The organism is Rhodopirellula europaea 6C, assembly GCF_000338295.1.
Classification (GTDB): domain Bacteria; phylum Planctomycetota; class Planctomycetia; order Pirellulales; family Pirellulaceae; genus Rhodopirellula; species Rhodopirellula europaea.
Genome location: NZ_ANMO01000253.1, coordinates 20638 through 33660, shown reverse-complemented (window position 1 = coordinate 33660; position 13023 = coordinate 20638). Strand labels below are relative to the sequence as shown.

8 protein-coding genes are annotated in these 13023 nt (G+C 55.3%); 2 read left to right on the top strand and 6 right to left on the bottom strand.

Annotated elements, in window-relative coordinates; translation table 11 throughout:
- Window positions 1-525: 525 nt before the first annotated feature.
- The 3 genes from RE6C_RS26795 to RE6C_RS26785 form a co-directional block, all read right to left on the bottom strand.
- Entirely contained in the window at window positions 526-1983 is a 1458-nt protein-coding gene (locus tag RE6C_RS26795) for a sulfatase family protein (protein WP_008661744.1), read from the bottom strand.
- Between the two features lie 70 nt (window positions 1984-2053).
- Entirely contained in the window at window positions 2054-3127 is a 1074-nt protein-coding gene (locus RE6C_RS26790; protein WP_008661743.1) for a dihydrodipicolinate synthase family protein, read from the bottom strand.
- Window positions 3128-3131: 4 nt separating this feature from the next.
- Window positions 3132-4169, bottom strand: coding sequence for an NAD-dependent epimerase/dehydratase family protein (locus tag RE6C_RS26785; protein ID WP_008661742.1), 1038 nt, complete (start codon window positions 4167-4169; stop codon window positions 3132-3134).
- Window positions 4170-4253: 84 nt separating this feature from the next.
- On the opposite strand from RE6C_RS26785, the gene RE6C_RS26780 reads away from it, so the two are divergent.
- The gene (locus tag RE6C_RS26780; RefSeq protein ID WP_008661741.1) at window positions 4254-6011 is read left to right on the top strand and encodes a sulfatase-like hydrolase/transferase; all 1758 of its coding nucleotides are present in this window, start codon (window positions 4254-4256) and stop codon (window positions 6009-6011) included.
- A 30-nt stretch (window positions 6012-6041) separates the two neighbouring features.
- Here RE6C_RS26780 and RE6C_RS26775 read toward each other — a convergent pair whose 3' ends face one another.
- From RE6C_RS26775 to RE6C_RS26765, 3 genes are all read right to left on the bottom strand, one after another.
- The gene (locus RE6C_RS26775) at window positions 6042-7523 is read right to left on the bottom strand and encodes a DUF1501 domain-containing protein (protein WP_008661740.1); all 1482 of its coding nucleotides are present in this window, start codon (window positions 7521-7523) and stop codon (window positions 6042-6044) included.
- Between the two features lie 44 nt (window positions 7524-7567).
- Window positions 7568-10657, bottom strand: coding sequence for a PSD1 and planctomycete cytochrome C domain-containing protein (locus RE6C_RS26770; RefSeq protein WP_008661738.1), 3090 nt, complete (start codon window positions 10655-10657; stop codon window positions 7568-7570).
- A gap of 132 nt (window positions 10658-10789) precedes the next feature.
- Window positions 10790-12211 (bottom strand): isoaspartyl peptidase/L-asparaginase, encoded by a 1422-nt coding sequence (locus tag RE6C_RS26765; RefSeq protein WP_039963566.1) that lies wholly within the window; start codon window positions 12209-12211, stop codon window positions 10790-10792.
- A 528-nt stretch (window positions 12212-12739) separates the two neighbouring features.
- On the opposite strand from RE6C_RS26765, the gene RE6C_RS26760 reads away from it, so the two are divergent.
- Window positions 12740-13000: a hypothetical protein gene (locus RE6C_RS26760; protein WP_236618550.1), complete on the top strand. Its 261-nt coding sequence runs from the start codon at window positions 12740-12742 to the stop codon at window positions 12998-13000.
- Window positions 13001-13023: the final 23 nt, after the last annotated feature.

Here is a 13023-nt window from a genome sequence, read left to right as displayed (position 1 = left end):
CTTTCCGTAGGCTTCTTTCGCCGAGGAGTTCATCATTGCTTCGTAGTCGTCTTTTCAGGATGTCGCATTGGCAGGTTGTTTGAAGATGTCTCTGCAGCTCATTCGTCGAGTCGCTTCCCGAACCGCTTGGACCGCTGGTAGCAATCGTCCAACACGGACGCCGGTGACGGTGGTGACCGACAGAAATTCGACCAAGGTAAAACCGCGTCTGCTTCTTCGTCAGACTCATTCCGATAGCTGAATCGCGAATGAATGAGACGAGGCATTGCTGAAGTCGAGAAATCGACTGCGGTGTTTGAGTGGTAGACAAGACAACGTCACCTTAGAATCCGTGGGCGGTCGTTGTGCCACTCTAATGTTAATAAGTTCTGCCGCGTTGCAACGCTTTGCGATCGTCTGAAGACTTTTCACCGTTGGTTCGCGAGCCACTCAAACGCCGCCGATAGCACGGTCCTGAACGAGCGGCCCAAATTTGGTCTAGAAGTGGTGCGTCCTACTCTTGTGTCCGACGCAAGTGGAGAGATGTCAGAAATCGCGAAAGGGGCCGCGAGGTTCGGCGGCTTCCATCTCACGGAGCCAGTTGGCGTAGCGGTCTTTGACCATGGCCAAAATTTGTGGGCGAGACTCCGAAAGGTCGTGAGTTTCGGCCATGTCATTGGCAAGATTGAATAGGCCGCCTTGTTTGCCCATTTGAACCCATTTCCATTGACCGACGCGCGCTCCAATTTGATCGCGGCGTTTCCAGAACATCTCTTCTCTCGGAGAAGCCGATTCGCCACGAAGAGTGGGCCACCAATCGAATCCATCGAGGACAATGTCCGCTGGTGGTTCCAAACCTGCAGCCGAAGCAAAACTTGGCAGCAACTCCAGGCTCGTTAGGAATTCGTCGTTCACCGCACCGGCTGGGATCTTTCCCGCCGTCCAGCGAACAATGCAAGGCACGCGGATGCCGCCCTCCCAGGTTTGAGCCTTGTGGCCTCGCAAGGGCGAGTTGTCAGCGCCGCCGCTGCCACCGTTGTCAGAGAAGAAAACGACAATCGTGTCCTCGAGCATCTGCTTTGCTTCCAAGCGATCCAACATCTCACCAATCGCCGCGTCCATGCAGGTGACCGCCGCCCGGTAGTCTCGACGACGAGCTTGCGGTGTCGCGACCGTTGCGGGGGTGCCATAGCGATAGCGGTCGGTGACTCGCGTTTCCGACTCAACCGGTGGATACATCGCTTTGAATCGTTCGGGTGCCTGCACCGAGGACCGAATCTTTGGATCAAGCGAAGAGGAATTGTGCGGTGCGTTGAAGGGAACGTACAAGAAGAACGGTTCTTCGCCCGCATGTTCATCCAAGAACCGCAGAGCCTCGCGTTGAAACAGGTATGTGCAGTAGGTGCCCTTGTCTTCTTCCGTCGGTTCTAGATTGCGGACCATGCAGGGCACGCCGTACCGTTCGTGCGTGAAGTAGTCGATGCCGGTGTTGACGAAGCCGTAGAAATCATCGAAGCCACGCGAATTGGGCAGCATTCGGCGCAGGGCACCGAGGTCCCATTTGCCGTAGATTCCGCTTTTATAACCTGCCCGTTTCAGCACGGCTGGGATGATCACCTCACGCTCATCCATTCCGCCAATGCGTTCGAACGTCACGGCGTATTGGTCGGGTGTGTAGCGATGACCGTAGTCGGGGGCTTCGTTGCGGATCATGTCGTAGATCCCGTTTCGCTGAGGATACCGACCCGTCAGCAAGCTGGCCCGCGACGGAGTGCAGGCTGGCCACGCCACGTAGAAATTCGTCAGCCGTGTTCCCTCGTTGGCAAGGCGATCCAAAGCGGGAGTGATGATTCCGTTGCCTAGTTGGCCCAAATCGTTGTAGCCCTGATCGTCCGAAACAATCAACAAGATGTTCGGGCGATCTGCCGCTGAGGCCTTGATGGCAACCAGCAACATCGCGAGCGTCGTGAACAAATGGATCATCCAGTTTCGGTGCGGTTGCATCACGCTGTTCCAGTGGGAATTCGGTTTCAGGTGTCTTATGAGGTGTGTTGTTCAGCTTGCGTGGGACGCTTCAACGTAGCCATCGACTCAGATTCTCGCGTACGAATGCATCGTCATTGAGAGATGGGTAAGCGGCGATCACACGATCGATCTCTTCGGATTGACCATCCGAGAGAACTTCCTTGGGATCCAGGCACCAGGTTCCGGGCAGCAGGCCTTGCCGACGTAGCACCTCATGGATTCCGGGGATGCAGCCAGCAAACCCGTTGGCGGCATCAAAGAAGGCAGCGTTGCAATCCGTGACCTGGATGTTGCGAGATAGTAATTCAGAAGGAATGTCATCGCTGCGATCCAGAATCAAATGAATTTCATCGAGCAGTTCAACGGCCTTGCGAGTCCACACGCACCAGTGCCCGAGCAACCCGCCGCGAATTCGGACTGATTTCACATCGTGCTCTGTGGCAATGCGGTACGTCGTCAGCAGGTCCGCGATGATGTTGTCATCGTTGCCGGTGTAGAGAGTGATTGCGTCGTCACGATCTGCGTCGCAAATCGCGCGAACCACATCGAGTGTTTGATAGCGGTTGAAGGCAGCCACTTTGACCGCGATGACGTTTTCAATCTCAGCAAATTCCCGCCAGAACTCATACGGAAGCACACAACCGCCGACGGCTGGTTGCAGGTAGAAACCGATCACCGGCATGACCGAGGCGACTTCTCGGCAGTGAGCAATGAGGTCGTCGATGGTCGAATCGGCCAAGGCCGCCAGACTCAACAAACACGCATGGTAGCCCTGTGAGCGGGCGAATTCCGCTTCACCGATTGCCTGCGGTGTTCTCCCGCAAACTCCCGCGACCTTGAAGATTTCACGCCCTTGCGAACCGGCGTGTTCGTCAATGACTTCGGAGGTCAAACGCAACACGGGTTCATACAAAGCGATCGATGGATCGCGGATCGCGAATTGGGTGGAGTGAACGCCGACTGCGATTCCGCCGGCGCCAGCGTCGATGTAGTAACGGGTCAACGCCGTTTGGTATCGCGGGTCGAATTGCCGGTTGGCATCGAGTGCCAACGGTTGTGCGGGGATGACGATTCCCCGACGAACGTTTTCGCGAATGGTGGGCGATAGGTCACTGATTTGCATCGGTTCAATAGGCTCCGTCGTTGACTTCGAAATGCGTTGGTTTGTTCAGTGAACGCCCTCCGATTTTGATCCAGTGTGCTTGCCAGCGAATCAGTTGATCGGCCGAGACGGACGGAGCTCCGAACAGCTTTCTAGCTTGCGAACTGTCGCTCAGGTAGGAAGCGTCGCTGGGAGTGGTCGTGAATTGCACGGGCTTGTTCAGCAGTTCGCCAAATCGACGAGCAACATCTTCGGTGAGCAAGGTTTCTGGACCGGTGACGTTGAGAACGTTGGCTGGCGAGGCGCAATGGTCCAAGCACATCAAAGCTTGATGATTCGCATCGCCCTGCCAAATCACGTTGAAGGCTTGGACGAAATTGTCGACGGGCTGCTCATTCCAAATCTTGGCGGCGATATCATGCAGCACCCCGTATCTCAGGTCGATCGCGTAGTTCAGTCGGTACAGACAGACGGGAGTTCCCCACTCAAGGCTGCCGTACTCGAACATGCGTTCTCGCCCCAGACACGATTGAGCGTACTCGCCGATCGGCCCCGGTGGCGTGAGTTCGGTTGGTTGTTGATCGACAGAAGCCAGCGGGTAAACACAGCCCGTCGAAAAGGCAACGATCTTGGATTCGCGAAAGTGATGGGCGACGTTCGCAGGAGCCATCGTGTTCATCGCCCAAGTCAGAGGCTCCGTGCCTTCGGTTCCAAATTTCCGGCCGGCCATGAACAAGACGTTGGGCACGGAAGGAAGTTGGGCAACAGCTTCTCGATCAAGCAAGTCACACTGAATCGTTTGCACACCGGCTGATTCCAAACGAGCACGAGCGTCCGCGTCGGTGAATCGTGCCACGCCATATACGTTCTTCGACACGCCTGCCTTTCTGATCGCGGCGACAGCCAGTTGTCCCAAGCTGACGCCCATCTTCCCGGCGATCCCCAAAATGATCAGGTCGCCATCGAGTTGCCGCATGAATTCGACCAGCGCATCACTTGGTCGGGCCAGCAATGCGTCCAGTTGCGTTTCGGATTCGATCCGTTCAGACAAGTCGACTGTCATTTTCTGCCGCCATATTGTGGTCCAATGTTTTGTTCGCAAGTCTAACATTGTGCTCCCACCTCTCTCGACCCACCGAGGATCCGAATGGCGAAGATCGTTTTTTGCACCATCGCGTTGTTGCTTTCGAAGATGCTTGTCTTCGGGGCGGTTCAGGCTGAGACCGTGGAACACCCGAACGTCCTTTTGATTTTGACGGACGATCAGGGATGGGGTGATCTTGCGTCGCACGGGAATTCGAAAATCTCAACGCCAACGTTGGACGCTCTGGCAAACCAAAGTGCACGACTGGATCGTTTTTATGTTTCCCCCGTGTGTGCTCCGACGCGAGCCGCCTTGCTGACCGGGCGTTATCCGGAACGCACCGGAGTCGCTGGGGTCACGGGACGCCGTGAAGTGATGCGGGCTGAGGAAACGACGCTTGCGGAGATGTTCCAGGCGGCTGGCTACGCGACAGGCTGCTTTGGGAAGTGGCACAATGGCGCACAGATGCCGCTGCACCCCAATGGACAAGGTTTCGATGAGTTCTTTGGGTTCTGTGGCGGGCATTTCAATCTTTACGACGACGCGTTGCTGGAGCGAAACGGCACGCCGGTGCAAACCAAGGGATACATCACCGATGTCTTGACGGACGCGGCGATCGAGTTTGTCAACGTCCATCGCGACCATCCGTTCTTTTGTTATGTGCCGCTTAACGCGCCGCATGGTCCCTTTCAGGTGCGACAAGAATTGTTTGATCAGTACAACGACGGCACGATTGACGAGAAAACAGCAGCCGTGTACGCGATGGTGCAAAACATCGACACCAATGTTTCGCGATTGCTGAAGTGCCTTTCAGATCATTCGTTGAACGAGGAAACCATCGTTGTGTTTTTGACAGACAACGGGCCCAACGGAAAACGCTTCAACGGTGGAATGCGTGGCGCCAAAGGCAGTGTTCATGAAGGAGGCTGTCGCGTGCCATGTTTCATTCGCTGGCCGGGAAAGATCAAGCCGCAAACGATCTTTCAAATTGCGGCGCACGTTGACCTGCTGCCAACGCTGGCTCAGTGGTGTGATATTCCGGTGACAACGGAAAAGCCGCTGGACGGAAGAAGCTTGGCCAAATTGATTCGCGATGGATCCGATGCCGAGCTCGACGACCGCTCGATCCTGACCTATCGACCCAACCAGTTGCAATTGCAGAAGTTTGGCAAGGCGGCGGTGCGAACCAACACTCATCGATTGACGATCGAGAAGTCCAAGGTGTCATTGTTTGACATGACGAACGACCCCGGCCAAACCACCGATGTCGCGTCGAGTGATCCGGAATTGACGAAGCAGTTGCGATCGCAGATCGAAGAATATGTGCAGGAAATCACACCCAGTATCACTGCGGTGCGGCCTGTTCCCATCGAACCGATGCGATCGGTCTTTGTGCCCGCCGTGGATGCCAAGCCCGAAGGAGGAGTCGGGTTTGCCGACGAAATTTCATGGGCACACAGTTGGATCGATCGCTGGTCGTCACCGCAGGATCGGATCCATTGGCCGATCCACGTGAAGGAAGCTGGCCGATACGAAATCGTGATCCACTACGTTTGCGATTCGGATTCGGCAGCGGTCGTGCTGACGACGGGCAACCAAAAAGTCACCACCAATCTTCCGCGATTCGCGATGAAAAGCGTTGTTCGGCCCGATTTGGATTCCAAGGCGACTCCGCGACGGATGCTGACGTTTCAGCAGCACTCAATCGGAGTTGTTGACCTTGCCGCTGGTTCCTCAACGCTGACTTTGCACCGAAACGACCAGGACGGCGTCATGATTGAATTGAACGGACTCACCATCACCCGACAGCCCGCCGAATGACGCGATGCACCGGGCGATCGCGGCAAGAAGTCAACTGATGATGTCGTTGATGACGTTTCCGTGAACGTCGGTGAGTCGAAACTGGCGTCCTTGGTAGCGGAATGTCAGCCGCTCATGATCGATCCCGAGCAGATGCAGGATGGTGGCGTTCAGGTCGTGAACATGCACTCCATCTTCTGCGATCCCATAGCCGAGTTCATCGGTCATTCCGTGGGTGTGTCCGCTCTTAGTGCCTCCGCCTGCCATCCAGATTGTGAAAGCTTCTTTGTGGTGGTCTCGCCCGATCTTTGTCGGGGTGCCCCCGCCGTTGCTTGCTTGTGCCATCGGCGTGCGACCAAATTCAGCAGCCCAGACCACGAGCGTGTCGTCCAGCATCCCTCGTTGTTTGAGGTCTTTGATCAACGCTGCGATCGGTTGGTCGACTTCTTTCGTTTTCGCTGTCAAGCGATTCTCGATGTTTCCGTGGTGATCCCATCCTTGATCAAACAGTTGAACAAAACGCACTCCGCGTTCGACCAGACGTCGGGCGAGCAAGCAGTTGTTGGCGAAGCTCGTTTTGCCGGGTTTTGTTCCATACATCTGATGAACCTCAGCAGTTTCATCGTCAATGTTCATCAACTCGGGCACGGAGGTTTGCATCCGATAGGCCATCTCGTACTGGCTGATGCGAGTCGAGATTTCTGGATCACCAACGTCATCCAATCGCAAAGCGTTGAGATCTTTGACGGCATCGACAACCTTTCGACGGTCAGACGGTCGCATGCCCTCGGGGTTGGATAAGAAGAGGACGGGATCGCCTTGACTTCGGAACTCAATTCCTTGGTGAACGGTTGGCAGGAAACCGCTTCCCCATGCACTGTTGCCCGCTCCTAAAACTTGTCCCGTGATCAGCGTGACAAAGTCCGGCAGGTTCTTGTTTTCGCTTCCTATCCCATAGCTGACCCAAGACCCGATGCTGGGCCGACCAAAGCGTTCAAAGCCGCTGAGCAAGAACATTTGGGCGGGCGCGTGATTGAATTGGTCAGTGTGCAGCGTTTTGATGAAACACAATTCGTCTGCAACCGACTGCAGGTTGGGCATCAAGTTCGAAATTTCCGCTCCTGATTCTCCGCAGCGTTGAAACTGAAAAGATTGATCCGTTGGAGTGCCAAACAACTTGGGTTGTTCGCGAATGAACGCCAGTTGCTTTCCGTTGAAGAACTCATCCGGGCACAGTTGTCCTGAACGCTCCTGCAGAACGGGTTTGTAATCGAACAGATCCAGATGTGACGGTGCACCGACCATGTGGATGTAGATCACGCTTTTGGCTCGCGCCGGATGGTGCATCCCGAGCGTGGATTCAATGTCGTCTTTTCCAAACGCTGCGTTTTGTTCGGTTTGGAACAGTGACGTTAGCGCGAATCCACCGAGGCTCATGCCGGCTCGTTGAAAGAGTTGTCGACGAGTCTCGTTTGCGGACATTGCCGCGGCAGCGGACTCGTTGAGTCGTTGTTCTGATCGATATGTTTTCATCTTCGACGACCATCTCAATGAATCGAGGAATTTGTGGGGAGGCTTCAGTCCTTCGTGATCGTCTCGTCCAAGTTCAACAGGACGTTTGCGACGTAGAACCATGCACCCAATTCTTCCGTGGATGAATGAGTGGTGTGATTCGGAAACGAGTGTTCTTGAACGAGCGATTTGGCAAGCTCGGGATTGAATTGAAGGTGTTGCTTTCGCTCATCAAGAAACGCCATCAACCGAGCGGATTCGTTTGGGTCTGGTTGTCGAGCAAGCACGATTTCAAATGCTGCCGAGAGTCGATCGGAGTCGCTCTCGTCGGGGTGTTCACAAAGGATGCGATTTGCCAGAGCGAGAGCCATTTCGACGTAAGCCGGATCGTTGAGTAGCGTGAGTGCTTGTAGTGGCGTGTTGGTTCTCGGCCGACCCACCACGCAAGAACTGCGATCGGGACCATCGAAATTTACAAAGCTGGGATAAGGTGCAGCGCGACGCCACACCACATACACGCCGCGTCGGTATCGGTCTTGATCGATTGCCGCAATCCATTTCGGTTCATTCCGACCAACTTGCCGCCAAATTCCCGTCGGCTGATGCGGCATGATGGGTGGACCATGCATCTCGGTCGAAAGCAAACCGCTGACGGCCAAGGCATTGTCGCGAATCATTTCCGCTGACATGCGAAAGCGTGGTCCTCTCGCGTACCATTTGTTCGCCGGGTCTGCTTCGATCAAATCGGCGCGAACTTTGGAGTCCTGTTGGTAGGTCTCGGACGTCACGATCGTTTTCAAAACATGCTTCATCGACCATCCTGATTCAACAAACTCAACGGCCAACCAGTCGAGCAACGCAGGATGTGTCGGCGGCGAAGACTGTGTTCCAAAGTCTTCCAGAGTGTCCACAATTCCGTGACCAAACAATTGTGCCCACCAGCGATTGACGGTCACCCGCGCGGTCAACGGATTCGCAGGATCGACCAACCAATGTGCAAGGCCCAAGCGGTTTGGTGGAAGGTCTTCGTCCATTGGATGAAGAGCCATCGGCGTACCCGGTGAAACCCGGTCTCCAGGTGACAAGTAGTTGCCACGTTGCATCACAAATGTTTCGCGTTGCTCTTTCATCTCCACCATGACGAGCGTGGTGGCGGGCTGTGTCGATTCCAGTCGCTTCGATAGCTTTCGGATTTGTCGTTCGAGTGCCCTCGCCTTCGGGTTGGTTTTCTCGTAATGACTTTCGAGCGTCGCGAACTCACTTGGCGATCGATCTTTTGCCGGTTTCCTCGCCGCTTCCGCGACTTTTTCGGGGACATCGATTGAGAGTGGATCACCGCACAAGGCAGAGAGACGCACACGTCCGATCGTTCGACCTCTTCCGTAATGTTGTTTCAACCGGAATCGCAACGTTGAGTCATCGTTTCGACGAAGTGGTGTTTGAAGCAGAAACTGTGCCCAGTGTGATTGTTGGAATTTCGATGCGATCGCCCAACCCGTTTTGGGATCGCCGTCAATTGCGTCGGCGACGTTCCATCCGGATTGGGAATAGTCGGCCTTTGCCGAATGCAGCACCAGACGTTTGGAGGGTTTACCTTCCTTCGAAACAACCTCCACCTCAAATTCACTCAAGATGAAATTGGATCGCACGGCATCACCGCGGCCCGGGCCTGTTCCCGGAAGACTTGGATGAGTCAGCGCTTCGACCTTCCATCCGACGATGTCAGCGGGGATCTCATCACAGTCGATCTCGTAGACAGTCGTGTTCGGCACATTGCCCGAGAACAAGATGGACTGGTCCTCGAGGATCTCAAACTCTTCGCCACCGGTCGAATTGACCGAGGCAACCGGAAGCGTTTTCCACTCCGGTTGGTTGTCGAGTGCAGTTGTGAGTTGCTTGGTCCAGTTTTCGAAATCACCCTTTTCCAGAACCGAATTCCTTTCGGCTTCCAAGGCAGCGATTTCGTCTTGTAGCTGACTCCGAACGCTCGCTCGATCAGGAGGTAGCGGCAAGTCCATTTTTGGACCCCAAAAGTCAAAGGACACGCCTTTGCCACTCGGGTTTTCTACCTCCATCGGAGTGTTGTTGAAGAACGCGAAAAGCTTGTAGTACTCGTCTTGGCTGACCGGATCGTATTTGTGATCGTGACACTGGGCACATTCGATGGTCATTCCCAACCACGCAGTGGCTGTCGCATTGACCCGGTCGATGACTTGGTTCACCCGATTTTCTTCCGGATGAACACCGGCTTCCACATTGCACGGCACGGTGCGATGAAAGCCCGTTGCGATTTTTTGGTTGATAGTCGCATCCGGCAACAGGTCGCCGGCGAGCTGTTCAATTGTGAACTGATCAAAGGGCATGTCATCGTTCAAGGCGTCGATCACCCAATCGCGATAAGCCCAGCTCTCTCGCAATTGGTCAGCTTGAAACCCATTGGAATCGGCGTAGCGAGCCAGGTCTAACCAAGGTCTCGCCCAACGTTCGCCAAACTGTTCGGATGCTAACAGCCGATCGACCAATCGCTCATAAGCATTCAGATCAGAATCGTTGACGAAGGATTCAACTTGTTCCGGCGATGGCGGGAGCCCTGTGAGATCAAGTGAGACTCGGCGAATCAAGGTGCGTCGATCGGCGGGCTGGGATGGCTCGAGACCTCGCTCACGCAACCGATTTCTGATGAAGCGGTCGACTGGATGCGAAGACGCCGCGGCTTGATCAAGCTGAGGAGCACTTGGGCGAGTCGGTGCGATGAAGGCCCAATGTTGTTCGTAACCACCGCCCTCGGCGATCCATGATTTCAGAATGGACTTTTGGTGAGCCGACAAGCTGCGTTTCGACTCCGGCGGCGGCATCAACATGCCAGGGTCGTCAGAGAAGATCCTTGCGATCAGCTCACTTTGATCCGGCTCGTTCGGGACAATCGCAGGGCTCCCTGAAAGGTTTTCGCGAGAGCCGGTTTGAGTGTCGAGACGCAGGTCTGCCTCGCGCGATTCGGCATCCGGTCCGTGACAATGAAAGCAGTTCTCCGAGAGAATTGGTCGCACGTCTCGGTTGAAATCGATTGCGAATGCGTCTGGTGAGAGAGGCAGCACCAATGCCAGTGTCAGCAGTCCGAAACGCGTTGGGAAGCCTTTTTCAAAGCAGAAAACCATACTCGTCACGATCGAAGGGGAATTGGAATGGCGGTGATCCGTGACGGAAGAGTCTAACACCCAAGGTGGGTGGAAACGAATCAACGCATGCCCTTTCTACTTCGAGGGTTCGCTTTGAAGACCGGCGGTCGTTCAGTCGTCTTGCGTGTCGGGCGACTTTGAGGTGTGGTCGTGAACGATTTTCCAACCTTCCGGGAATCGTCGAAACACGAGCGTGAACTTGCCCTCCATCGGCTCCGTTCGAGCGAGTTTCCAAACACCGAGGACTTGCATGGCGGAGTCACCCAGCGGCAGGAATTCCAAGTCTGTGAAGGTGAGCTTTCCCATCTTCTCAGGATTTGGATAGCGTTCTTTGTATCGCTGCAACGTTGCGTCGAACCCACGTGTCACTTCACCACCGGAAGAGAATGTGAGTTGGTCGCTCTTCCAGTAGACTTTCATGAAAGCGTCAATGTCGCCGGCGTTCCAATCGCTGGCCTGTTGCTGAATCAGTTCAGTAATCGCCGATTCATCGGACGCCGATTGGCTTGGTTCGGTGGTCGCTGTTGTTGGTGCTCCACCGTTATCGAGAATCAGGTGCGTCTCGAATCGTCCTGTGCTGTCGGCTGCTCCGCAGCTCATGCCCGGGGTGTTGTGCTGCATCACAATCTCGCCCTGCTGGGAGACGGCAATCAATCCACCGACACCAGGTTCGAGGCGATTCAACATAATGTCCGTGATTGCTGACTCGAGCGACTGGTTCGCGTATCGCATTTGCGCGGCGATGTCATAAGCGACACTGTTGCGAATGTATTCTTCACCAACACCGGTGCCGGAAACGGCGCACAAACCATTGGCGGCGTACGTGCCCGCACCGACGATGGGTGAATCACCAACTCGTCCTGGCAGTTTGTTCGCGGTGCCACCGGTGCTGGTTCCTGCGGCCAAGTTCCCATGCAAATCCAGCACAACACAGCCGACGGTTCCGAGGTGGGATTCGTCTTTTTCCTGACTTGCAGAAGCAATGTTTGCTGCGTCATCGCCATCGCGTTGGGAGAGAAAGTATTCCGGATCGACGAGTGGTACTTGCTGAGCTTCTGCAAACTCGTCGGCGCCTGGACCGACAAGCAGGACGTGTTTGGTTTCAGTCATCACGCGGCGTGCGAGTGAGATCGGATTCTTGACCCGTGTCACTCCGGCAACTGCGCCACACGCGAGCGTCTTGCCATCCATCACGGATGAATCCATCTCGACGCGACCCTCGTTCGTTACTACGGATCCTCGCCCGGCGTTGAAGATCGGATTGTCCTCCAAGGTTCGAATCACAGCTTCGACCGTGTCCATGGCGGTCGCTCCATCAGCCAGCATGTCGCGGCCTGTTTGCAGTGCGTGTTGCAATCCGGCGGTTCGTTTTTGGCTCGATGCCTCGCCGAGTTGAGCTGGTGAGCTGCCGGCTCCGCCATGAATCACGATGGCCCATTTTGTCTTCATGGCTGGCTCTTCACTTTGGATTGGTCGGGGGGCGAGGAGTGCAATCGCAACGGCCGCAGCAAGGATCGTCGTCTTGAAATTCATGGCACAGGCTCTTCAGCATCGCTGGCAAAACAGGAGACGGACATCGAATCCATCTTCCACCGATGGGGGAACAGCGGAAAGGGGAGACGCCGCCCATTCCCGGTCCGACCTGAATCGAGATCCGGTTGGGCTCAACAAGCATTGCCTGCTTTCGATCAACTTCCCGTGACGTTTTTGCGTGAAAGCGTCCTTTGGTAGGGAGAGGACGAGTCGTCGTGTTGGCGATCTCGGTTGCCTTTGGTTCTTCGACGACGCGATGGGGACACAATGAATATCAGTATGGGGAAAATCGGTTCAAAGAATATCGGTGCAGGGAATCATGGTAAGAGGGATCTCTGTCGAGGCTTTTTTCTCGTTGCAGCGGCGTTGTTATCCGTTGCGTTCTTCGGGGGTGACGCGTTTAGCCAATGTCGTTCTCGAGGTGGGGGACCGCCATCGGGCAGCCCCACCTCGTTTGCGAGTAGTTCGCAGTATGCCCAAAATCCATATAGCCAGAACCAATTGGTCAGCAGCTATCCGCAGAGCAATTTGATTGCGTCGCAATATCAGCAACAACTGTTGGCGAATCAGCGGCGAATTGCGAGCTTGGCGTATCAAAATGCCCAGCAGCAGCGGCTCGCTGCGATGCAAGGTGAAGCGGATGTCCAGGCTTATCGACTCGCACGAGCTGAAGCAAAGCGTGCGGCTCGGGCTGAACGCATTGCCGCCCGGTTGCGTGAACAAGGGCGTTCGGAAGACGCCTACACACTCGCGTCAGTCAATGTCGACAACGCAATGCCGAGACGCTGAGCAACCGAGATGGCTCACGCTTG